Origin of the sequence: uncultured Acetatifactor sp., from assembly GCF_948601915.1 — a bacterium.
Classification (GTDB): domain Bacteria; phylum Bacillota; class Clostridia; order Lachnospirales; family Lachnospiraceae; genus Acetatifactor.
The window spans coordinates 1-23,260 of sequence record NZ_CAPDXS010000022.1 but is presented as its reverse complement, the minus strand read 5'-3'; the positions used below and the strand labels follow the sequence as shown (position 1 = coordinate 23,260).

The 23,260-nt window shown below is 58.3% G+C and carries 13 protein-coding genes and 1 pseudogene; 13 read left to right on the top strand and 1 reads right to left on the bottom strand.

The window, feature by feature from the left end; all coding sequences use genetic code 11:
- Positions 1-66: 66 nt before the first annotated feature.
- Positions 67-1,371, bottom strand: coding sequence for an MATE family efflux transporter (locus Q2B33_RS05550; RefSeq protein ID WP_300566211.1), 1,305 nt, complete (start codon positions 1,369-1,371; stop codon positions 67-69).
- 268 nt (positions 1,372-1,639) lie between these two features.
- Between Q2B33_RS05550 and Q2B33_RS05545 the strand changes: the two genes are divergently transcribed.
- The 13 genes and pseudogenes from Q2B33_RS05545 to Q2B33_RS05485 form a co-directional block, all read left to right on the top strand.
- Positions 1,640-1,915, top strand: coding sequence for a hypothetical protein (locus tag Q2B33_RS05545; protein WP_300566144.1), 276 nt, complete (start codon positions 1,640-1,642; stop codon positions 1,913-1,915).
- Positions 1,916-2,045: 130 nt separating this feature from the next.
- Entirely contained in the window at positions 2,046-3,794 is a 1,749-nt protein-coding gene (locus Q2B33_RS05540; RefSeq protein ID WP_300566146.1) for a right-handed parallel beta-helix repeat-containing protein, read from the top strand.
- A 249-nt stretch (positions 3,795-4,043) separates the two neighbouring features.
- On the top strand, positions 4,044-4,898 hold the full coding sequence (locus Q2B33_RS05535) for a MurR/RpiR family transcriptional regulator (RefSeq protein WP_300566148.1): 855 nt from the start codon (positions 4,044-4,046) through the stop codon (positions 4,896-4,898).
- Complete coding sequence (locus tag Q2B33_RS05530; RefSeq protein ID WP_300566150.1) at positions 4,895-6,097, top strand: MFS transporter; 1,203 nt, start codon at positions 4,895-4,897, stop codon at positions 6,095-6,097. The genes Q2B33_RS05535 and Q2B33_RS05530 overlap by 4 nt, the downstream gene beginning before the upstream one ends.
- 59 nt (positions 6,098-6,156) lie before the next feature.
- Positions 6,157-6,324, top strand: a complete 168-nt coding sequence (locus Q2B33_RS05525) for a hypothetical protein (RefSeq protein ID WP_300815079.1) — start codon at positions 6,157-6,159, stop codon at positions 6,322-6,324.
- Positions 6,324-8,963, top strand: coding sequence for a glycoside hydrolase family 3 C-terminal domain-containing protein (locus Q2B33_RS05520; protein ID WP_300566154.1), 2,640 nt, complete (start codon positions 6,324-6,326; stop codon positions 8,961-8,963). The genes Q2B33_RS05525 and Q2B33_RS05520 overlap by 1 nt, the downstream gene beginning before the upstream one ends.
- Positions 8,964-9,079: 116 nt before the next feature.
- Positions 9,080-10,189: an AAA family ATPase gene (locus tag Q2B33_RS05515; protein ID WP_300566156.1), complete on the top strand. Its 1,110-nt coding sequence runs from the start codon at positions 9,080-9,082 to the stop codon at positions 10,187-10,189.
- Positions 10,177-12,528 (top strand): DUF5682 family protein, encoded by a 2,352-nt coding sequence (locus Q2B33_RS05510; RefSeq protein WP_300812641.1) that lies wholly within the window; start codon positions 10,177-10,179, stop codon positions 12,526-12,528. Before Q2B33_RS05515 ends, Q2B33_RS05510 begins: the two co-directional genes overlap by 13 nt.
- Before the next feature lie 141 nt (positions 12,529-12,669).
- A complete protein-coding gene (locus tag Q2B33_RS05505; protein WP_300566160.1) occupies positions 12,670-13,803 on the top strand; it encodes a VWA domain-containing protein in 1,134 nt (377 codons plus the stop codon).
- 394 nt (positions 13,804-14,197) lie between these two features.
- Positions 14,198-15,187, top strand: coding sequence for an aldo/keto reductase (locus Q2B33_RS05500; RefSeq protein WP_300566162.1), 990 nt, complete (start codon positions 14,198-14,200; stop codon positions 15,185-15,187).
- A 217-nt stretch (positions 15,188-15,404) separates the two neighbouring features.
- Positions 15,405-18,368, top strand: coding sequence for an SWIM zinc finger family protein (locus Q2B33_RS05495; protein ID WP_300566164.1), 2,964 nt, complete (start codon positions 15,405-15,407; stop codon positions 18,366-18,368).
- Between the two features lie 132 nt (positions 18,369-18,500).
- On the top strand, positions 18,501-22,289 hold the full coding sequence (locus Q2B33_RS05490) for a DUF4132 domain-containing protein (RefSeq protein WP_300566166.1): 3,789 nt from the start codon (positions 18,501-18,503) through the stop codon (positions 22,287-22,289).
- 207 nt (positions 22,290-22,496) lie between these two features.
- A pseudogene (locus Q2B33_RS05485) lies at positions 22,497-23,260 on the top strand (hypothetical protein); the annotation flags it as partial.

The window sequence follows — 23,260 nt, the reverse complement described above, 5'->3', positions numbered from 1 at the left end:
TGCCGCGAGGGTCAAATACCAAAGTGTCCGAAGGACACTATCTGCTCTGCAGCGTTGCAAGCTTGATTATTTCCACACAGGATAGCTGTGGCGTCTGGTATGTTTCCTCCATAACAGGAGTCCCCATATGCCGCGGAAGGCCAGATCCGCCCCGTAGCCGATCCAAATGCCGGGGAGCCCCAGGCCCGCCTTTATGCCGAAGAGCCATGAGGCCCCGATATTGATCAGGGAGCCCAGGATGACCATGAAGAACGGCATCCGCACATCCCCGATGGCCTTCAGGCAGGCTACCAGCAGGGCGGCGATGCTCCGAAACAGTTCCATGGCAATCTCGATTTTCAGGATTACCATGCACGCGTCCAATAGCTGCGGGTCGCTTGTATACATGCCAAAGAACTGCCGCCCGAAGAGAAGGGCCGCGATTTCCAGCAGCACCGTGGCGCCGCAGACCAGCCGGAAGCTCTGGCGGAAATACCGGAGCATCTGCCCCTCGTCCCGCTTCCCCAGGCTCAGCCCAATCAGGGTAGAGGCGGCGATAGGAATGGCGGAGGCCGGCAGGATGATATAATTGATCAGATTCGCGGTATAGCCCTTTACCAGTAGCGACTGCGTGCCCAATGTCCCGATCATGGAGACCACTATGGTCTGGGATAACACATAGATGACGCTTTCCATCCCGCTGAATACGCCCAGGTGGGCGATTCGCCTGGTGGTGGCCCCAAAGGAGGCGCGCCAGTTGGAGTGGAGGAGCTTCAGGCGGATGTTCTCATCCCTGGAGGCCTGGTGGATGTAAAATGCGCATCCCAGGATATGGGCCAGGATGGCGGCAAGGGCATAGTGGCGGATGTCCTGCCAGCCTGCGGGGACCAGCCATAGAGTCAGGGCTTCCCACAGGATCCAGCTGCCGTTGATGAGACAGCTCCCTGCCATGGCGGTCTTCATCTTGCCGATTGCCCGGAAAGCGGTGGCAAAGGTGGCGGTGACGCCCTGGAAGACCGACAGGCCCAGCGCCACGGACAGATAGTCACCGGACATGTCCCAGAGGTCGGCGGGGACATGAATCAGCCCCATGATGAAGCTTCCCGCGCAGAACCAGATGACGGCCAGCCCCAGCCCCAACAGGATGTTGTCGATCAGCCCCACAGTCAGAATCTGGCGGCCCTCCGCATACTCCTTCCTGCCCCAGCAGGGCGCTAAGAGGATGCTCTGCCCGGCATAGAAGATGGCAAAGGTAGTCAGCATCAGCGATGAGAAAGTCCCCACCGCCGTGGTGGCGGCGATTGCCTGGCTGGAGAAGCTGTTGATGATCATCTGGTTGATGCTGCTGCAGATGTAGGCAAAAATCAACTCCAGCACGATTGGATATAGCATTCTGTACAAGGTGTAATCCCTAGCCCCTGAGCTAGTCTGTGCCCCTAATTTCCTCAAACCTGTCTTCATCATATGCACCCACCGCCAGACATAAAATTTTTCATAAAAAAAGCCAAAGCTGCATTCGAGTCCTCCCGCGCAAGGGATGGTGGCAATGTGCTGTTTGAAGATTTTATCTACATTGGACAAAAAACAAAATTTGACCCAATATGCGATGATAAATTCCTTCTCTGCTGCCGCGCTCCTTTACGCGTAACGGATAGTGGGGATGAACCCACCCGAATGGCTTTGGTATTTTCTTAGATGTATTTTAGTTTCATTGCCAGAGATTGTCAACAAAAATCTTTCCGGCATTTTGCATAATCATTTTGCTGTAAAAAGCAATAAAATTATACATAATTTTCTATCAAAATCCTTTTCTTTCCACAAAGAAAGTTTTGATAGAGTCAAAATAGCGTCAGAGCCAGATGCTGAAGCTGGAATGGGCGAGATGGGAACCGGGGGTGCAGGGACGGCTGCGGAAATCCTGTCAATTATCCGGTAGCTTTATTTTGGTGAATATGATATCATGAGCATAAAGACGATGTCGTTGTGCTGTGTAGGCATACAGATTGATATCCTCGGAAGCGTTTTTGGATAATGCATGGTTGACGGCACAGGAAGGAGCATTCCGCATGATGCGTGAGAAGAGAGCAGGAGAGCATTCGACAAAGATTGTCACAGTGGCGCACCCGGGCCAGGGAATGGATGCGGCCCTGGAAATCCGGGCGGCAATCGAGGAGGCGAAAAATGAAGACGGATTCGTAGAAATCCGCTTCGAGACTGGGAAGATATATGAGGTGTGGCCGGAGGGCGCATACCATGCCAGGGGATATTACATCACCAATACGGCCAGGAAACCGGAGAACCCGGATGGGGAGAGATGGAGCGCCATCCTGATGAAGGATATGAAAAATGTGGTCATAAACGGCTCCGGCGCCCTGCTCCTGGTGCACGGGGTGATGACGCCCATCCTGATAGACGGCTGCGAGGATATCCTATTCCGGGACTTCAATCTGGATTATGCCCGGCCGACCGTATCCGAATATACTGTTACCATGAAAACGGATACATATATTCGGATAAAGGTGCATAAGGATTCGCTGTACCGATTGCAGGATACGGACGGGGACGGAAGGCCGGATTCAATCCTGTGGCAGGGCGAGAGGACGCTGGCCGATGGGGAGGCCCGCTACTGGGAGAATGCCGCCTGCCTGCTGCAGGAGCTGGATCCGGACAGGGGCACGCTTCGGCGCGTCCCATGGTATGGCTACGGAAGCGGCATCACAGACCTGGGGGACAATGTGCTGCAGCTGGAATTCCCGGAGGGGAGCCGCTACAGGGAGGGCTGTACCTACCAGGTGCGGGGCGGAATCAGGAATCAGGTGGGGGCCTTTGTCCATAGAAGCAGGAACGTGACATTCGAGGGCTGCGGATTCCATTATATGCATGGGCTGGGAATCGTAGGGCAGTACTCGGAAAACCTGACGCTGCGCCGGCTGGAATGCGCCCCCCGCCCGGAGACGGGGAGGACCTGCGCCAGCTTTGCGGATTTTGTGCAGATGTCGGGCTGCAGGGGCGAGATCCTCATCGCGGACAGCCACTTCAGCGGTGCCCATGACGATACCGTCAACATCCACGGAACACACCTGCGGATCGTGGAGGCGGACAGGGCGGAGCGGAGACTGACGGTACGTTTCATGCATGAGCAGTCCTGGGGATTCCAGGCCTTTGAGGCGGGGGATGAGATCGAGCTGATAGACGGGGAGAGCCTGGTGCCCTACCACGGGAACGTAGTAAAGGATTTTATCAGAAAGAATGATACGGATATCGAGCTGATGTTGGAAGAAGCATTGCCGGAGGGAATCAGGACAGGCTGTGACGCGGTGGAAAATATCACATGGACGCCGAATGTGACCATCCGGAACAACCTGTCGGAATATGTGCCTACCCGGGGGATATTGTGCACGACCCGGGGAAAGGTGGTCATCGAGAAGAATGTCTTCCGGAAGCATGGGATGGCGGCGATCCTCCTGGAGGATGACGCCAGGGGATGGTTCGAATCGGGACTTATCCGTGATATGACAATAAGGGATAATCTGTTCGAGGACGGGGAGGCTCCCCAGATTCACTCCAATCCCCAGACGGTATCGGCGGATCCGGAGAAGACAGTGCATTCCAATATCGCTGTGACAGGGAACAGGTTTACGGGACAGGCTGTGGAAATAAGGGCTGTCGGAACAAAGGGCTTCCGGGTGGAGGACAACATCTTTCCGGAAGCGGGCGGGAAGGTCTTCCTGACCGGCTGCAATGGGTTTGCGGTCAGGAACAATGAAAATCAGACAGGGATATATCAGGATGGCTGGGCTGGCCCCGTATCCTGAAGGAAAAGCACGGCTTGCCTTTGGAACGCATGTGACAAAGAGGCTTTTATGAGGGGGCCGGAGCAGTGCGGCCGGGCGAAGATTCTGAGGGGATTTTCGCCCGGCTTTTTTGCGTGATGGAAAGATGGAATCTGGAAGATGCCGATTTCTTATTATTTGCTCTTGACAGTTCATTGCGGATATATTAGTATAACAATATTCTAAAAAAGTATTTTGATTTAGAATAAAATTCTATGAAAGGGGAATTTTATGCAATTATGCCTTGCTGCCATCCGCAATCAATATAAAATGCTGACACGGATTGAACGGCAGATTGCCGACTATGTATTGAACAACAGCGGGCAGGTTCTGGAAATGAATGTCGCAGAGCTCGCCGCCGCTGCCGGGACGGCAGGTTCTGCCGTGATCCGCTTTTGTAAAAGACTGGGTTACACGGGCTACTCGCAGTTCCGTATGGCCCTTGCCAGGGAACTGGCAGTTCGCCCCGGTGTGCCTTCCGAGTCTCCCAAGGCAGGGGAATCCCTCGCCGAGGTGGCGCAAAAGGTTTTTATGTCGGGTATGCGCACTTTGCAAAATACGGCTGCCATGATCGGACAATCCCAACTGGAGCAGCTTGTAAGCGTCCTCGCACAGGCTGAACGGATCTGCATCTTTGGCGTAGGCACTTCGGCATCCATCGCGGAAGACTCCCAATATCGTTTCCTTCAGCTGGGATATCCTTCCTCCTGCTACACAGACATCCTGTTTATGCCCGTGGCCGCCATGAATATGAAAAAAGGGGAGGTCGCCATCGGAATCAGCCACAGTGGCCGTACCGAGGCCACTCTGGAAGCAGTGCGCCTGGCTAAGGAACAGGGGGCGCTCTCTGTAGCAATCACCAGCTATCGGGCAAGTCCCCTGGCTCAAATGGCCGATTACACACTTGTCGCCTATGCGGACGACATCACATATCCGGTGGAAGCAGTGTCGGCCCGGCTGGCCCATCTGTGCCTTATGGACGTGCTGACCGTTGCCCTGGCATTACAGGGAGGAACGGAAACCGCTGAGCGCCTGGCATCAAAAAACCGGATTTTGGAGCACATCCGCAGAAAGGAGGAGTCATGAAGGATTCTGCCCGGCGGTTCCGATTTGCTGCCGCTTATGTATCTTATGCCGCTGTCTACATTGCACGGATGAATCTGACGATAGCCGCACCTGCCCTGATTGAGGAGGGTATCCTATCCGCCTCGCAGATAGGGCTGATGGGCGGCGTATTCTTTCTTCTATATTCTCTGGGGCAGCTGCTGAACGGATGGCTTGGAGATATCTTTTCCGCAAGACGGATGGTTACGGCAGGCCTCCTTCTGACAGCCGCAAGTAATGTCGGAATCGGGCTGTCTCTGCAGGCCGATAATGCTATCTGTCTATGGGCGCTGAACGGATTTGCCCAGTCCATGCTGTGGGGGCCGCTGCTGCGCACCGTTGGATGCATGTATCCTTCCGGGAAGAAATCCTTTGCGGCATCTGTGCTGGGCTCTTCTATCGGAGTGGGAAGTGTACTGGGAATTGCGCTGGCGGCAGGAACGATCCCGGCTCTTGGAGTTCGGTATGCCTTTCTGCTGCCGGGAGGATTCGCCTTCCTTTCAGCGGGCATGTCCTTCCTGCTGCTTCCCGCAGAACCAAGGCGGCACAAAAGGTCCCAGGCATCTGAGGACAGCCTTCATGCCCTGTTGAACCCGCAATTGCTGATTCTGCTGATTCCCGCCCTGTGTCATGGAATCCTCAAGGATGGCATTAATCTGTGGGCGGCAACCTTTTTTATAGATACATATAAAATAGACCTGGCGTCTATGTCGTTCTATGTGTTTGCGGTGCCCCTGCTCAGCCTTGCCGGCCGGCTGGTCTATATGCCATTATACCAGTTGTTCCGCCGGCAGGAGCATATTGTTTCCATAGTATCGCTGGGAATATGTGCCGTATGTCTCATACCGCTCTGCCTGCCAGGAACGCCGGCCGGGGCAGCCGCGCTATGCCTGGGGATGAATGCGGCTGCCCTCTCCCTGGTCAACGCCTCCTTTCTCACCATCTATCCCATGAAATATCAAGGTGCGGGATGTGTGTCCAGGGTAGTAGGGCTGCTGGATTTTGCGACCTATGCCGGCGCAGGCATCGGCTCCCTGGTCTATGGAAAGCATCTGGAGGAAAACGGCTATGCCGGAATGTTCTTCTCGTGGATGCTTCTGGCAGCGGCGGCGATTCTGCTTCTCGGCTTCATACAGCGCAGCGGTATGAAACAATTCAGATTCTTAAGGAAAGGAGCGTGACAGCGTCTCAGATCCGGGCGGTCCTGGCGGAAAGAAGCGGAAATTCCATAACCATAACTTTGGCGGGGAGATATGCAAACGGCTATCAGGTATGGTATACTGTTGCCATCGATGGGGACGGACGGTTCGCCGCCGGTTATCAGACCAGGGGCGGGAGGCCGGTGGTTCCTTCGGAATTCGTGATTTGGGAAGCGAAGGCGCTTTGCGGAGCAGAAGGAGGTAATTGATGATGGATAAATATAAGGATGCATCCCTGCCCATAGAGGAGCGGGTAGCGGATCTGCTTTCCAGGATGACCCTGGAAGAAAAAATCATGCAGACAGACCAATATTCTATTATAGGCGACTATACCAAAAGGGATGCCGAGGAAAGGGTGGAGGAATTTCGCTGGGAAGAATTTGAGGAAGCTATAAAAGACAGAAGCGTGGGCAGCGTACAGTTCCGCTCCGCCAGCCCGCAGCTGGCCAATCAGCTACAGCGCTACGCGGTGGAAAAGACCCGCCTGGGGATACCGTTCCTCTTTAGCGAGGAGGCGCTGCATGGGCTTTATGACGGCTATGCCACCTGCTTCCCGCAGCAGATTGGCCTGGCTGGCACCTTTGAACCGGAGCTGGGACGGCGGATGGGGCGCGCCATCGGGGCGGAAGCAAGGGCCAGCGGGGTTCACGAAACCTGGAATCCTGTAATGGACTTAAGCTGGGATCCCCGCTATGGAAGGGTGGAGGAAGCCTTCGGCGAGGATACCTATCTGGGCGGCGAGTTTGCCAGAGAAATCGTAAAGGGAATGCAGGGAGAGAGTCTGAAGCGCCCGGATACGGTGGCGGCAGAGCCCAAGCATTACTGTGGCTACGGAACGCCTGTGGGAGGGCTGAATTGCGCGCCCTCCGCCATGGGACGCCATGACGTGTTCGCCTGGGGGCTGCCGGTTTTCGAGCAGGCTTTCGTGGAGGGCGGCGCCTGGAATGCTATGTGCTCTTATGCGGCCATTGACGGACAGCCCGTGGCCTCTGACCGTGAGCTGCTGACGGATGTGCTCCGGGGACAGTACCACATGCCCGGCTTCGTGCGTTCTGACATGACTGCTGTGGCCCGGTTGAAAGGCAGTTTTTACACGGCGAAGGATAACCGGGAGGCCATCCGCCAGGGGATGGAGGCAGGGGTCGACCTACAGCTGTATGATTTCACCCATAAGGAATGGATGGAGAGTATCCGCAGCCTGATCGAGAACGGCGAGATGTCCGAAGAGGTATTGGACACGGCCTGCGGACGGGTGCTGAAGCTGAAGTTCGCGCTGGGGCTATTTGAAAATCCCTATGTGGACGAGAGCCTGTACGACAAGACAGTGAACTGTGAAGCGCATCAGGAGACCGCCCTGGATATTGCCAGAAAGTCAATCTGTCTGCTGAAAAACGAAAAGCACATTCTGCCCCTGTCCGATTCCTATAGGGTCATCGCCGTAGTGGGGCCGGGAGCGGACGAAGCGGCGCTGGGGGATTATGCTCCGAAGACGGCCGATTCCCATAAAGTGACTGTTTTGGACGGCATCCGGAAGCTGGCAGGAGAAGACAGAAGTGTAATCTATGAAAAGGGCTGCAGCTATCTGGGGGAGACGGTCTTCCCCTTCCAGACCGATTGGCTCGCCGATGAGGACGGAGAAGCGGGGCTTACCGCGCGCTACTATAATAACTGGGATTTGAGCGGTGAACCGGTGGTGACGCGCAGGGACAGTATGGTCAATTTCAACTGGATCTATGCCAAGCCCCATGCGGATGTGGAGGCAGAGCGCTTCTCTGTGGCGTGGACCGGAAGGCTGAAGGCCAGGAGCGGCTTCCGGGGCTGCATTGCCATTCCCGGACAGGACAGCATGCGGCTGTATGTGGACGGGAAGCTGCTCATCGATGCCTGGAACCAGGGCGGCGGCCGGGCCGGGGAGGCTTCCCGGATGGCGGACTTCGTCTTTGAGGAAGGGCGGGAATACGATATCCGCCTGGAATTCTGCAATGATGCCAGAGGAGCCAGGGTGGTCTTCGGCTACAATAAGGGCAGAGAGGACTGGGGGCCTGCCATCGATATGGTGAGGAAAGCGGATGTGGCTATCGTCTGTCTGGGGGACAATGTGGAGACCAGCGGAGAGAATTTGGACCGCACGGATTTGGTTCTGCCCGGAAAGCAGCAGGAGTTCCTGAAGGAAATCGCGGCCACGAAAACCCCTGTGGTGCTGGTGCTGCAAAACGGCAGGCCCCTTGCGCTGACCTGGGAGGAAGCCCATATCCCGGCCATCCTGGAATGCTGGTTCCCGGGGGAGAAGGGCGGCAGGGCCATCGCGGAGGTCTTGTTCGGGAAAACGTACCCTTCCGGACGGCTTCCCATGTCCTTCCCCAGAACTGTGGGGCAGGTGCCCTGCAATTATAACCGGCTTCCCGGAGGCGGATGGCGCTACGTGGAGATGGACTGGAATCCGCTGTATCCCTTCGGCTATGGGCTGACATACACCAGCTTTTCCTACAGCGATCTGAAAATCCAGGGGGACGGGATTGCCGCGGAGGCCGTAGAGAAGGGAGCCGCCGTAAAGGTGTCCTTCACTGTCACCAATACGGGCAGCTGCTTCGGAGAAGAGACGGCGCAGCTCTATCTTCGGGATCTGGTTTCCAGTACCGTGAAGCCTGGGAAAGAACTGGCAGGCTTCAAAAAGGTCGCCCTGCATCCCGGGGAGAGCCGCAGGGTAGAGTTTGCTGTCGGCAGCAGGCAGCTGCGGACCCTGAACCGGAACCTTCAGTGGCATGTGGAACCCGGAGGCTTCAGGGTCATGGTCGGGGACAATGCGGCGGACATTCTGCTGACAGGGGAATTTATGCTGCAGGCCTAAGGAAGCCTATGGAAATTTCTGGCGGCATTTGCTATACTTATCCTAAGCATTCCGCCGGACGGCAGGGGAAGGGGCCGGGGCGATGCGGCAAAATGGCAGAACAGGAGGCAGAGACAATGGAGCAATACATAAAACCTCCGGTGGAGGTTCGGTATCGGGAGGAGCTGGAGGCATTAAAGGCCAACGATACAGCCAGCCGTCCGGAGAACTGGCAGATGTCCCCCAGAGCGGTGCGGACCTTCATCCTGGGGAGTGCAAAGCCCGTCTTGTACAACGGAAAAGAATATACCATAGAAAAGAAATACTTCGGCAACGACGCGCTGGTGGAGCGCTGCATCGTGACCCTGGCGGGCAACAGGGGCCTGATGCTGGTGGGGGAGCCGGGCACGGCCAAGACCATGCTCTCGGAGCTCCTCTCCGCCGCCATCAGCGGGGTCAGCACCAACACCATCCAGGGCACGGCGGGGACTACCGAAGATATGATAAAATATTCCTGGAATTACGCGCTCCTGCTGGCCCAGGGGCCCAGCCGGGAGGCCCTGGTGCCGTCGCCTCTCTACGTGGGGATGGAGAAGGGGATATTGACCCGGTTCGAGGAGATCACCAGGACGCCCGCGGAGATCCAGGACAGCCTGATCAGCGTGCTTTCCGACAAGGTGCTCAACGTGCCGGAGCTGGGGGACGACGGGTTCCTCTTCGCCAGGCCGGGCTTCAATGTGATTGGCACGGCCAACACCAGGGACAAGGGCGTGAACGAGATGAGCAGCGCCCTGAAGAGGAGGTTCAATTTCGAGACGGTGATGCCCGTGCGGGAGGCGGCGATGGAGAAGCGGATCATCGTGAACGAGGTGGAGAAGCTGGCGGCGGAGAGCCATATGGCCATGGAAGTGGACGAGGACGTGGCGGAGATTCTGGCCTCCACCTACCACGAGCTGCGGGAGGGGGTCTCCTCCTACGGGCACAGGATCGACAGGCCGTCGGCGGTGATGAGCACGGCGGAGGCGGTGTCGGTGTACTACCAGGCTATGATCACAGGCTATTACTATGGGGACGGGAGAATTGCCATGGACAGCCTGGTGCAGAACCTGGTGGGAGCGATCTCCAAGGAAAACAAGGACGACCTGGAGAAGGTGAAGGGGTATTTCAACACGGTGATCCGGGACAAGAGCAGCAAAGAGGGCGGATTATGGAAAGAATATTACGAAGCAAGGAAATGGCTGAGATAATCCTGCTTCCGGTCCGCCATCACAGTCCCGCCTGCGCGTACCATGTGGACCGGACGATCGAGGAGCTGCGGCCGGACGTCATCCTGGTGGAGGGGCCGGACAATGCGGATTCCCTGATTCCGGTGATGGTCCATGACCAGACGAAGGCGCCCTTTGCCATCTATTATTCCTATCATGACCAGTCAGGCCGGATTTCGGAGGACAAGGAGCGCTATAAATGCTATTATCCTTTTCTGGACTATTCGCCGGAGCTGGCGGCATTCCGGGCGGGAAAACGGCTGGGGATCCGGACGGCTTTCATCGACCTGCCTTACGGCGACATCCTGGCGGCCTCCCGGGAGGGGAAGGGCCTGCGGAAGGAGGAAGAGGAGAAGAGCAATTACAACGACGACTATCTGCTGTCCCGAAACGACTATCTGCGTCAGCTCTGCGAGCGGACGGGGCTGCGCAGCTTCGACGAGTTCTGGGAGAAGTATTTCGAACTGAACGGTATGCGGGATGAAAGCAAACGCTGGTTCGACAATCTGCTGGTGTACTGCGGGCTGGCCAGGGAGAACACGCCCCGGGAATCCATGGAGGAGGACGGATGCCTGGCCCGGGAGGCGCATATGGCGAAGCGGATCGGGGAGCACGCCCGGGAGCTGGCAGGGACAGGGGGCACGGTGCTGGCGGTCACGGGGGGCTTCCACACGCCGGGGCTTCGGGCGCTGCTGGCAGGGGAAGAGGAAGCGGCGCGGACAGAAGGCAAGACCGGCAAGGTTCCCGAAAAGGACCAGGGCGTGTACCTGATGCCCTACTCCATGGAGGCGGCGGACGCCCTGAACGGCTACGCCAGCGGCATGCCCTTTCCCGGATTCTACCAGAAAATCTGGGAGCGGGCAGCGGAATCCGATGTCCCTTACGGGGACGCGGTGCTGGACATGGTGGTGGCATCGGGCAAGGAGACCAGGCGCAGGGAGGGGTATCTGTCCACCTATGACGAAATCTGCGCCTGCGCCATGGCAAAGGGCCTGGCCGAGCTGCGGGGGAAGCGGGAGCCGGGGGCTTACGAGCTGCAGGACGCGGTGCTCTCCTCCTTTGTGAAGGGGGAATACAATCTGGCCTCCGACACGCCCATGCGGATCCTGCGCGGGCTCATGACGGGGAACGCCGTGGGCGCGCTGTGCCCCCAGGCGGACGTGCCGCCCATCCTCCACGACTTCCGGGGAGAGTGCAGGCAGTTCTGTCTGAAGATAACCTCCACCCTGGAGTCGGAGTCCACCCTGTCCATATTTTCCAATCCCAGGCACAGGCAGCAGAGCATGTTCTTCAACCGCATGCTCTACCTGGACACTGCCTTTGCCAAAAAGGTGAAGGGCCCCAACCTGCAGTTGAAAAAGGACAGGAACCTGATGCGGGAGATCTGGAAGTACAAATGGAACGCCCAGGTGGACGCCGCCCTGATCGAGGTGTCGGTCTACGGCGCTACTATTGAGGAGGCGGCGGTGAGCCTGGTGAAGGAGGAGCTGGAGCGGGAGCTGGGGGCCAAAGAGAGCGCCCTGCTGCTGACCAGGGTCTTCGAGATGGGGCTGCAGGGGCAGCTGCAGACAGTCTTTTCCCGGGTGCATCAGCTGATGCTGGCGGACACGGATTTCTATTCCATGGCGGAGGCCTTAAAGAGCCTGATGATGATGGAAGAGCTGGAGACGCTGTACGGCTCCGGACTGGAATTCGGGGAACTGATTTCCATCGGCTGCCGGAAACTGATCGGCCTCCTGCCCTCCATGACCAGGATCAAGGACGAGGATCTGGACCCCTGCATGAACGCCGTGAAGCTCCTGTACCGGGTCACGGGGCGGCAGGGGGCAGAGGGCCGGGAGAGAGATGACTACTATGATGTCTTGGAAAAGATGACGCTGGACGGGGAGATCAACGCGGGCCTGAACGGCTGCGTCCACGGTATCCTCTACGGCAGCGGCCGGGAGACGGCGGAAAAGATAGAGATGGTCTGCAGGGGGTATCTGAGCGGGACCAGGGAGCAGCTGTTCTCCACGGCCCAGTTCTTCAGAGGGCTGTTCTTCACGGCCAGGGACCTGGTGTTCATCGGAGAGCAGTTCCTGCGGATGCTGGACGGATTCTACGGCGCGGTTTCCGAGGAGGAATTCCTGGAGCTGCTGCCCAAGCTGCGTATGGCCTTTGCCTATTTCACGCCCCGGGAGATCGACAGGATCGCGTCCATGGCCGCGGGAATCCACGGAAAGGGCCAGAGAGACATCCTGGAGCGGCAGGAGGTCTACCCGGACTGGTATGCTTATGGGAAAGAACTGGATGCTTTTGTGAAGTCGCGAATGCAGCGTTGATGCGCTGGCCGGTAAAGTCGCGAAGGCGCACGAGAGGAACTTTCATGAGGCACTTTCGAATGAAAGTTCCTCTCATAAAGGTGCGCCGAAGGGACTTTACTCTTTAGTGCCGTCGCGCAGCGACTCAATTAGGAGATAAAAATGGCAGACGAACAGGAGATTTTGAACCGCTGGAGGCTGGTGCTGGGGAAATATGCGTCAGGGCAGATTCCTTTTTCCTCCGGGGCCGTGAACCTAAAATTTATGGACATGGAAAATGTGCTGGACTATCTGTATTCCAGAGAGTACGGGGACGAGCAGGAGATACGGAAAGACCGCAGGGGCGGCAGCGACGGCTCACAGCTCACCGTGCCGGACTGGCTGCACCAGGTGAAGAAGCTGTTCCCCAGGCGGACGGTGGAGATTCTGGAGCGCCACGCCCTGGAAAAGTACGGCATGACAGAGCTGCTCACAGACCCGGAGGTGCTGCGCAGGCTGGAGCCCAACAAGGAGCTTTTGAAGACCATCCTGGAGCTGAAGCACATGATGAAGGGGGAGGTGCTCTCCCTGGCCCGGGAAATCGTGCGCAAAGTGGCGGAGGAGATTGCCAGGAAGCTGGAGCAGGAGGTGCGGGTCTCCTTTTTCGGGCAGATCAACCGTAACGCCAGCTCTCCGGTAAAGTCCGCCCGGAACCTGGACATGAAGAAGACCATCCAGCGGAATCTGAAGAACTATGACAGGGAGCGGCAGCAGCTTGTACTGAAAAACGTATATTTCAATTCGCGGATGAAGAAATACAACCAGTGGCGGGTGATTGTCTGCGTGGACGAAAGCGGCTCCATGCTGGATTCCGTCATCCACAGCGCCATCATGGCGGGGATATTCGCCAGGCTCCCCATGCTGGACACGAAGCTGGTGATATTCGACACCAATGTGGTGGATTTAAGCGGCTATGTGGAGGACCCGGTGGAGACCCTGATGAGCGTCCAGCTAGGCGGCGGCACCAATATCGCCGGGGCCCTGGGGTACTGCGAGGGACTGATTGATTTTCCCTTCCGGACCATGGTGGTGCTGGTGACGGACCTCTACGAGGGCGGCGGCTACCAGCGGCTCTACAGCACCGCGAAGGGAATCATCGAGAGCGGCGCGAAGCTGGTGGTGCTCACAGCCCTGGACATGGACGCCAACCCCAACTATGACCGCAACGCCGCCCAGACCCTGTCGGACATGGGGGCCTTCGTGGGGGCTATGACGCCGGAGGAGCTGGCGGGGTGGATGGGGAAGATTATTGCGTGAGGGGAGTGGGGAATGCGAAAAGGCGATCTACCTGCCGCAGCAGATAATCTCGCCTCTTCCTGACTGATTTTTCTGTTGTCCGCCAACCGTCCAGCGCCCGAAGTCTGGAATGAATCTCTGGTTTTTCCGTTGCCAGCCAACCGTCCAGCGCCCGAAGTCTGGAATGAATTTCGGATTCTTGTGTCAGCCCACATGAAAGGCATATAGCCCTTCTATTGCTTATAGTATACATGGAGGAGAGGGACCATGCAATCTTTTTTTGCTAATTTCACAATATTTTTCCTGTAGGCATTTTTTGTATGCTATACTGCAATGGGAAAAGGTGGATTTGTCGGAGGGGATGAGAGCATCGACAGGAAAGCATAGATATAGATTTACTTAGGAGGATAGAAAAATGTATATCGCAGACGAATCAAGGTATGAAAAAATGCAATATAACCGCTGCGGGGCCAGCGGGCTGAAGCTCCCGGCGGTGTCTCTGGGGCTGTGGCGCAATTTCGGCTCCAACGGCAATTTCGACAACATGCTGGACATGTGCCAGACTGCGTTCGACAATGGCATCACCCATTTCGACCTGGCCAACAATTACGGCCCGGTGTACGGCGCGGCGGAGGAGAATTTCGGCCGCATCCTGAAAAAGAGCCTTGGGGCCTACAGGGACGAGCTGGTCATCTCCACCAAAGCCGGATACGACATGTGGCCGGGGCCTTACGGCGACTGGGGCAGCAAGAAGTATCTGGTGGCCAGCCTGGACCAGAGCCTGGGCAGGATGGGACTGGACTACGTAGATATCTTCTACCACCACAGGCCGGATCCCGAGACGCCGCTGGAGGAGACCGCCAGGGCGCTGGACGGCATCGTCAGGAGCGGCAAGGCCCTGTACGTGGGGATTTCCAATTACGATAAGGAGCAGACCATTGCCATCGCAAAGCTGTTCCGGGAGATGGGCACGCCCTTCATCATCAACCAGAGGAGCTATTCCATGCTGAACCGCAGCATCGAGGCAGATGGGCTGAAGGACTATGCGGCAAAGAACGGCATCGGCATCATCACGTTCTGCCCGCTGGCCCAGGGGCTCCTGACGGACCGCTACTTAAACGGCATCCCGGCGGACAGCCGCGTCCGCACGGACGGAAGGTTCCTGAAGGAGAGCTCCATCCGGGAGGAGACCCTGGACAGGGTGCGCGCCCTGGGTGAAATCGCCAGAGAGCGGGGACAGAGCCTGGCCCAGATGGCATTGGCCTGGATCCTCCGGGACGGGGACATCACCAGCGTGCTAATCGGTGCGTCAAGGCCATCCCAGATACTGGACAATGTGGGGATGCTTGGCAATGTGGAGTTTGACCGGGAAGAGCGGGAGAGGATTGACCGGATACTGGAGTAAATAAACGGCATTTAATCGCTGCATATATAGATTTTCCGGGAGAAAGGCTGTATGCAGCCCGCAGTGAAAACAGGATATGGCATTTCAAAAATATACAGCTCCGGTGCTCACAGGCCCGGAGCTGTTTTTCAGTATGGATAAAGGGCGGTTTTGGCGCTCCATTGCGGCTTGACAGGAAGAATGACAGGAATTACTATATTAATAAGAGGAGATTTCTATGGATGAGTGGAGAGAACGGTTGGCCGGGATAGACGACGACTATCTGATCGGCATCAGCAATAAGGGAATTGTCAAGCGGGCCTATAAAGACATGGAAGAAGGGCATTCCATGGAAGAGGAGAGTTCCATGGAAGGAGCCGCTGCCGGGATTGGCGCGCTGGGGGAAGAGGTTGTGGTAAAGGTGGGGGCGGAGACCGTGACGGTGCGCTTTCCTCTGGGGGAGAGCAAGTGCACCTGCCCCTCCAGGAGCATCTGCCGCCATGTGGTACATGGGATTCTGATTCTGCGGGAACGCTGCCTTAGGGGCGGCACGGATTCCGCAGGACAGGATGCGCAGAACCTGTCGGCAGCGGGCACGGAGAATGGGCAGGATGCGAGGGATGCGGATGACGGGGGAAGCCCGGTCCTGTGTGGGCCGGAGGCCGCCCAGAATCCGGAGGGAAGTCTGGTGCAGGAAGCTGCCCAACGGTTGGAGAGTAGCCTGGTACAGGAGGCCGCCCAACGACCGGAGGGAAGCCTGGTACAGGAAGCTGCCCAGCGAGCGGAGGGAAGCCTGGTACAGGAGGCCGCCCAGCGAGCGGAGGGAAGTCCGGTACAGAAAGCAGCCCAAAAACCGGAGGGAAGCCTGGTACAGAAAGCAGCCCAAAAACCGGAGGGAAGCCTGGTACAAGAAGCAGCCCAAAAACCGGAGGGAAGTCTGGTACAGGAAGCAGCCCAAAAACCGGAGGGAAGCCTGGTACAAGAAGCTGCCCAAAAACCGGAGAGAGGTCCGGTACAGGTAGCCGCCCAAAATCCAAAGAGCAGTCCGTTACAGGAAGCCACCCAAGAATCGGAGCCCATTCCGGATTCCGGCATCGTGCCGGGGCGGGGCGGTTCCACTAATCAAAACCAAAATAACGACATAAACGTAGTCGATAAAAACCGACACAGCCCCGCATGGAAAGAGATAGACGCCTACCCCTTCGATAAGCTCCAGAAGGCCCTGGGCAGCCGCTATTTCCAGGCTTTCGTCAACCAGGCCGCAGGCGGCATCCGCCCGGTGATACAGGAGTCCTCGGTGGTCACCGTCCACCTGCCGGAACAGGGGATGACAGTGAAGCTCCTGTCCCCTCTGGAATATTCCACCTGCACCTGCCATAAAAAGGAACTGTGCAGGCACAAGGCCGCCGCCATCCTCTGGTGCCAGATGGAGACTGGCGTATTGACCAGAGAGGCCCTCCGGGCGGAGACGGCGGACACGCCGGTTTACGACCTGGAGGAAGTGAGGGACGCGGCCGGGCAGATGGAGCGCTTCCTGGAGGAGCTTTTGGGCACCGGGCTGTCCCGGGTGTCCCCCGACGTGCCGGACTACCTGGAGCGGCTTGCCATCATCAGCCACAATGCCAGGCTCTCCAGGTTCGAGGGATATTTCCGGGCGCTGGCGGACTCCTACGGCAGATACTTTGCCAGAAAGGCGGTTTTCCGCACGGAAGACCTGATGGAGCAGCTGACAAGGCTCTGCCGGCGGGTACAGCTCCTGGGGCAGGCAACGGGGCAGATGGAAGGCCAGGTCACGGGGCAGGAGGCAGTGGGAAAGCTGGCGGGAGAATTCCGGGCCGGTTATCTCCCTGTGGGGAACCTTGACCTGATCGGGATAGCCATGGAGCATTTCCGGAGCCAGACGGGATACGAGGGGGAGACAGTCTATTTCCTGGAAGAGAAGACGAAACAGTGGTACACCTATACCAACGCAAGGCCCGTGTTCTATGACGAATCCAAAAAGAAGGGGGCCTGGAGGAACCGGCAGGCAGGCGCTCCCTGGGGACTGAACATTTCCTTCGAGAATCTTCTGAAGGTCAGGATACACCTGAACGGGGCCAAATGCGACAGCCGGAACCGCCTGTCCTCCAGCCAGGAGACCAAAGGGGAGGTCACTGGGGAGGCAGGGCTGCACGTATCCGATATAGCAAAGTGGTATTATCAGGATTTCGGCGCCCTGTTCCGGGAGCAGATCTGGAAGCAGCAGAGGACATGGCTTGCGGAAGAGGGAGAGCCGGACAGCCCGGGCGATACCGGACAGGAGGACGCCGGGGGAAAGGGCGTGGAGCCCTTGTTCGTCCAGCCAAAGAGCTGCGCCAGGGCGGAATTCTCCCAGACAGAGCAGCGGCTGACCCTGCCTCTTTATGACGCGGCGGGCCGGGAGCTTCTGGTGGAGGTGGCCTATTCCAAGGAGGAGGCGGGCACGATTCGATACCTGGAGCGGATTTCCGGGAAGAAGCCGCCCTGCTTCCTGGGAAAGGTCTATCTGCGGGACGGGAGGCTTCGGATGTATCCGGTGGATCTGCTGGAAATCGAGGCTCCCGACGGAGAGGCAGCGCCAGGAGGCGGAAGCGCCCCGGTAGACGTTACAGCCAGGCAAGGAGGAAGCGTCCCGGCAGAAGGGACAGCCACAGAAGGCAGAGATGCCGGAGAAAATGGAAGCGTTCCGGCAGAAAGGACAGCCACAGAAAGCGGAGATGCCGGAGAAAACGGAAGCACCCTGGCAGAAGCGACAGCCACAGAGGACAGAAGTGCCGGAGAAAACGAAAGCGCCGTAGCAGAACAGACAGCATCCGGAACTGCGGAGAGCAAAGAGGGCGCAGCAGCCATATCCACAGACCACAAGCCCAAATTCCTGGTCATGGAGGACATGGCCGCTGAAATCCTCTCCCTGATGGCGGACCTGTGCCAGAGCGGCTTTTCCACCGTCCATGACAGCACGCTTAAAGGCCTGCAGAAATCCGCGGCCCTGACAGCCCAGTACGGCATGGAGTACCTCTCGGGGCTTCTGGCCGCCCTGGAGCAAAATCTGGCGGCGAACCGCCACCGGATTGCGCAGGAGAACGGGCCCCTGGCAGGAATCTATACGGAAATAAGCGAATATCTATACTTAATGAAACAAAAAAACGAATATTCCCGAGGAGAGGATTATTACGGGGAATAACATTAAAACATTGATGCCCCCCGAAACCATTTGCCGGCATAAACGCATAACCAGCGAGCGCTTCCGCAACAGACAGCAGCAAACCGATAAAGGAATGCGCTCACAAGCACAGGAAAAGGAGGAACCAAACCAATGATCAACCCACAAAATCAAAGAGCCGCTAAAATAGTGGAACTGCTGGAGCAGACCAACCTGTTCACGGCGGATGAAATCGCCCTGGCGGAGGACTACCTTTCCGGGGCGGCGGGGGAGGAGGCGCTGAAGAAGCTGGCGTTTCGCGACCTCACCGCCGCTCCCGAGGAGGTGGCGGCGAGGCTGCGGTCCATGGGCATCGACCTGATCAACAAGGGGCGGGACCAGGAGGCGGAGCGCCTGGCCCATATCCTGTTCGCCGCGGGCCAGTCCACCTGCAGCGAGATGATGCCCTGGAACGGCTACTACAATTACGACAAGAACCGCATCCTCCTGCCGCAGACTTCCATGCAGACGGCAGTCTATGCGGCCCAGATCGGCAACAATGAGCACATGATCAACCGCTACACCATCCAGAACCTGATAAAGCTGGCAGCCGACCAGCCTGACGCCATCCGCGAAGCCATATCGTATCAGAAAAGCAGAACGGAGAACGGCAAGATCATCCTCCTGATGGCCTATTTCCGGATGAAGTACCCCAATGTAAGGCTGACGGAAGAGGAGGCTGCCGACAGGCAGGGCGGGCTCCTGGCCGGTATGAACAGGCTCCTGGGCCGCGGGGGAAGCCAGGAGGAGAAAGCGGTGCAGATCGATTCCGGGGACATGGCCCTTCTGTGGGAGTACGGGGAAATCCTGGCCAACAGCCTGCACAGCCTCTACGGGAACCAGATGGCGAAGCTGGAGATGGACGAGATTAAAAATGCGGTATACCGTGACGAAGTAGACGACAAGATACTGAAAAAGGTCAGGGCGAACCTGACGGTGAACCGGTTCATCCTGCGCATCCTGGGCGGCACGGCCTTCGTCAACTACGCCCAGTCCCCCGTGCTGGGAAACGTGCTGAAGATATGTCTTGCGGCGGACACGGCCAACATGCTGGACATCATGGACAATATAGACCTGCGGGGGGATTTGAATGAAAGGGGCGGCGCATTCGACGAGACATTCTCCATGGACAAAAAGAAGTTCATCGCCTGGGCCGCCGCCAAGGGAAAGGCCAAAATCCTGAAAAGCCAGTTCCAACGCAACAGGGAGATTTTCCTGGAGTGCATGAAATCAGCGGATTTCGATACCTTCAACCGGATGAACGACATCGTGAAGAAGATGGATCCTGATCTGTACCAGGAGCGGAAGGGAACGGACAAGTCCAGGCAGCAGTCCAGGCTCGTCGACGCCCTGGTGAAGATTGTGGACACCCAGGCAGCCGCCGCGGTGCGGGATTACCTGGAGAACGGCAGCGGGATCTCCGCGCTCTACCCCTATGAGGACGGGCTGCAGAGCGGCGCCAGCTACCGCTGGGGCGGCAGCCACTGGAACATCCTCCAGGCCTATCAGAACACCTACGGCTATGACGCGCTGAGCGACCGCTGCGAGGCCTTCCTGATGCTGTACAGAGGGTATGTCAACGCCAACAGCCTGCGGGGCGGGAACGGACAGGGGAGCAATGAAGTCAGCGGCGACAGGGTGAAGCGCCTCTTCGCCGCGGTGGACAGGGCGGGCCTGAGCCTGGGGAGACAGCTCAACGGCTATGCGGACGCCTATGATTCCCTCTACATGGACAGATGGAAGGACGAGCTGAAGAACGCCGCCAGAGAGATCTTCCAGGGATACCTGGCAGACAGGCGGGAAGAGGCCGTAACCGGTTTCCGGGAGGCCGCCAGCACAGGAAGATGCCTGGGTCTTACGGTTCTGGGACAGCATCCGGGGCAGTACAGAGAGGAAATCCTGGGCTTCTCCCAGGACAGCTCCAAAGCCGTCAGAGAAGAACTTCTGGAAATCCTCTATCGGTGCAATGACTGGGAGGCGGATATGCTGAGACTCCTGTCCTCCAAAAAGGCAGCGGAGCGTGAGATCGCCATCCGCGTCCTGACCAGATGGGACAGCGGGAAATACGCCCCCGTCCTGAAGGAAAGCCTGGAAAAGGAGAAGAACGGCAAGGTGCGCACCCTGCTGGAGACAGCCCTCCATGTCAGCGGCGCCGATGAAAACCAGGGCGGAAAGGCCCTGACCCGGGAGGATTTGGTGAAAGACCTCCACAAGGGCGGCAAGAAGCGCTCCCTGGCCTGGGCCTACGAGACGCCTTTCTCCAAAGTACATAAAAAGGACGGGGAGGAGGCCGGCGAGGAGTACCTCCAGGCCCTGTTCTTAAGCTATGCCTCCATGTCCCCCTGCGGCGTGAGCCCTACGGCCGCCACCCTGGCCCAGGATCTGGACCGGCGTGAGCTCGCCGTCTATGTGGGAGAGCTCTTCGACAAATGGATGGAGGCCGGGGCGGAGTCCAAGAAGCGCTGGGTGCTCTACGCGGCGTCCATCCACGGCGGCGCGGACATGGTGAAGAAGCTCCACCACCAAATCCAGGAGTGGCCCAATGCGGCCAGAGGGGCCATCGCCTCGGAGGCGGTGCAGGCCCTGGCCTTAAGCCCCGAGCCCCAGGCGCTTCTGATTGTTGACGGAATATCGCGCAAATTTAAATTCAAACAGGTGAAGGCAGCGGCGGGGAAGGCCCTGGAGTTCGCGGCGGCGCAGCTGGGCATCACCACGGAGGAGCTGGCGGACAGGATCGTGCCGGATCTGGGCTTTAACGAAAATATGGAGCGGGTGTTCGACTACGGCGGGCGGAAGTTCACCGTCACCATCACCACTGCCCTGGAGATAGAGGTCTTCGACGAGAGCGGCAAGAAGCTGAAGAACCTCCCCGCCCCGGGCAAGCGGGACGATGAAGAGAAAGCGCCCGCGGCCTACGAGGAATTCAAGCAGATGAAGAAGCAGATGAAGGCCACGGTGAGCAGCCAGAAGATGCGCCTGGAGATGGCCCTGTCCACCGGCAGGCAGTGGACCGTGGAGGCCTGGCGGAACCTGTTCGTGAAGAACCCCGTGATGCACCAGTTCGCCACCGGGCTGATCTGGGGCATCTACGAAGACGGAAAACTGGTAAATACCTTCCGCTACATGGAGGACGGCTCCTTCAACACAGAGGACGAGGACGAGTTCGAGCTGCCGGAGGGGCAGACGGATGCCGGACAGCAGACTGGAGGCCTGCAGGACGCAGCCGGGAGCAGGGAGGAAGCGGACGATAAGGCGGCCGCATCCGGCGGCAAATCCGGGGAAAGCGCCGTTCCTGTGCCCATGGTAGGGATCGTGCACCCCATCGAGCTGTCGGAGGACTCCCGCAGCGCCTGGAAGGAGCAGCTTGAGGACTATGAGATCCTCCAGCCCATCGAGCAGCTCGACAGGCCGGTGTACTACCGGACAGAGGAGGAGGGGGAGTCAAAGAGCCTGGAGCGCTTCGGCGGCTGCATCGTGAACGACCTGTCCCTGGGGGGCAAGCTCATGGCCCTTGGCTGGTATCGGGGCTCCGTCCAGGACGCGGGGGGCTTCTACAGCTATTACAGGGAGGACGGGGCGCTGGGGGTGGAACTCCACTTCTCCGGCAGCTTCGTGGGAGGCCAGAACGACGATGTGACCGTATACGAGGCCAGGTTCTACAATGCGGGAGGGACCGTCCTTGCCGGAAACGGGGGCGTCATGACAGGGGACAGCGCCTCTCCCGGAGGCAGCGCGCCCGCAGGCATCAGGCGGGGCAGCTATGTGTACGATGAGGCCAATGACAGCAATTCCTACTGCCTGAAAGAGATTCCTGAGCGTTACTTCAGCGAGATCGTGCTGCAGTTGGCCAAGGCCACAGCCTCCAGCAAGGAGAAGGACGCCGACTGGAAATCCCGGAAATAGGATTCCGCTTTCCGCCGGGGGGCGCATGGAATATGCCATGAACAGAGGAAAGGATGCCATGCATGATGAGGGCGGCTTATGACAGCCGCCCGTGTCCACGTTACGGAGAGATATCGTGCGAAACTGCGCCTTGCCGATCTGGACTGCCGGACATATAATGGCTTAAGGGGGAGGGGAGCGCTGTATGCCGCGGGCATGCGCGGGCCCATGCCCACAGAAATAATCACAGAATCGAGAGAGAAGATGCACACAAGAAAACAAATGAAGACAGCCGCCAAAAAAGCGCTGAAACAGCACTATTTCCTGTTCCTGCTGCTATGTCTGGCGGCATCCCTGCTGGCCGGGGAGCTGGTCATGTCCGGCGGATCCGGCAGGTCCGGCGGGGGCCTTGCGGAGGACATGACGCCCCAGACTCGGGTGACGTTCACGGATGCGATCGCCACCTCCTTCACGGAATTCGTGGTAGACGTGGCGGAGGGAAAGAAGGAAGACCGGGAACAGCGGATCCGGGAAAAGGAAGGGAGCTACGCAGAGGAAGCGGAGCGGGAGGGCGGAGAGATATTCGGCCGGAGCAGGGGTGTGTTCGCCTCTGTGGTGAACAAGCTGGCCTCCGGGGCCTATCTGATGACCCTGCTGGTGGGCCTGCGCTCCTTGGTGGGGACGGACGAGGCGGCTGTAGTCGTCCTGCTGCTGGGGGCGCTGGCCCTGCTGTGCCTGTTCCAGATATTCGTGGTAGGCGTGTGCCGGACGGTGGTCATACGGATGTTCCTGGAGGGGCGCTGCTATGAGAAGGTGCCGGGACAGCGGATCTGGTTCCTGCTGCGGGTGAAGAAATGGTGCCATGTGGCCGTGGCGAACTTTGTCACGGGCCTCTTCCTGTTCCTCTGGGGCCTGACCCTGATCGGCGGCGTGATCAAGGCCTATTCCTACCACCTGGTGCCCTATCTCCTGGCGGAGAACCCTTCCATGAA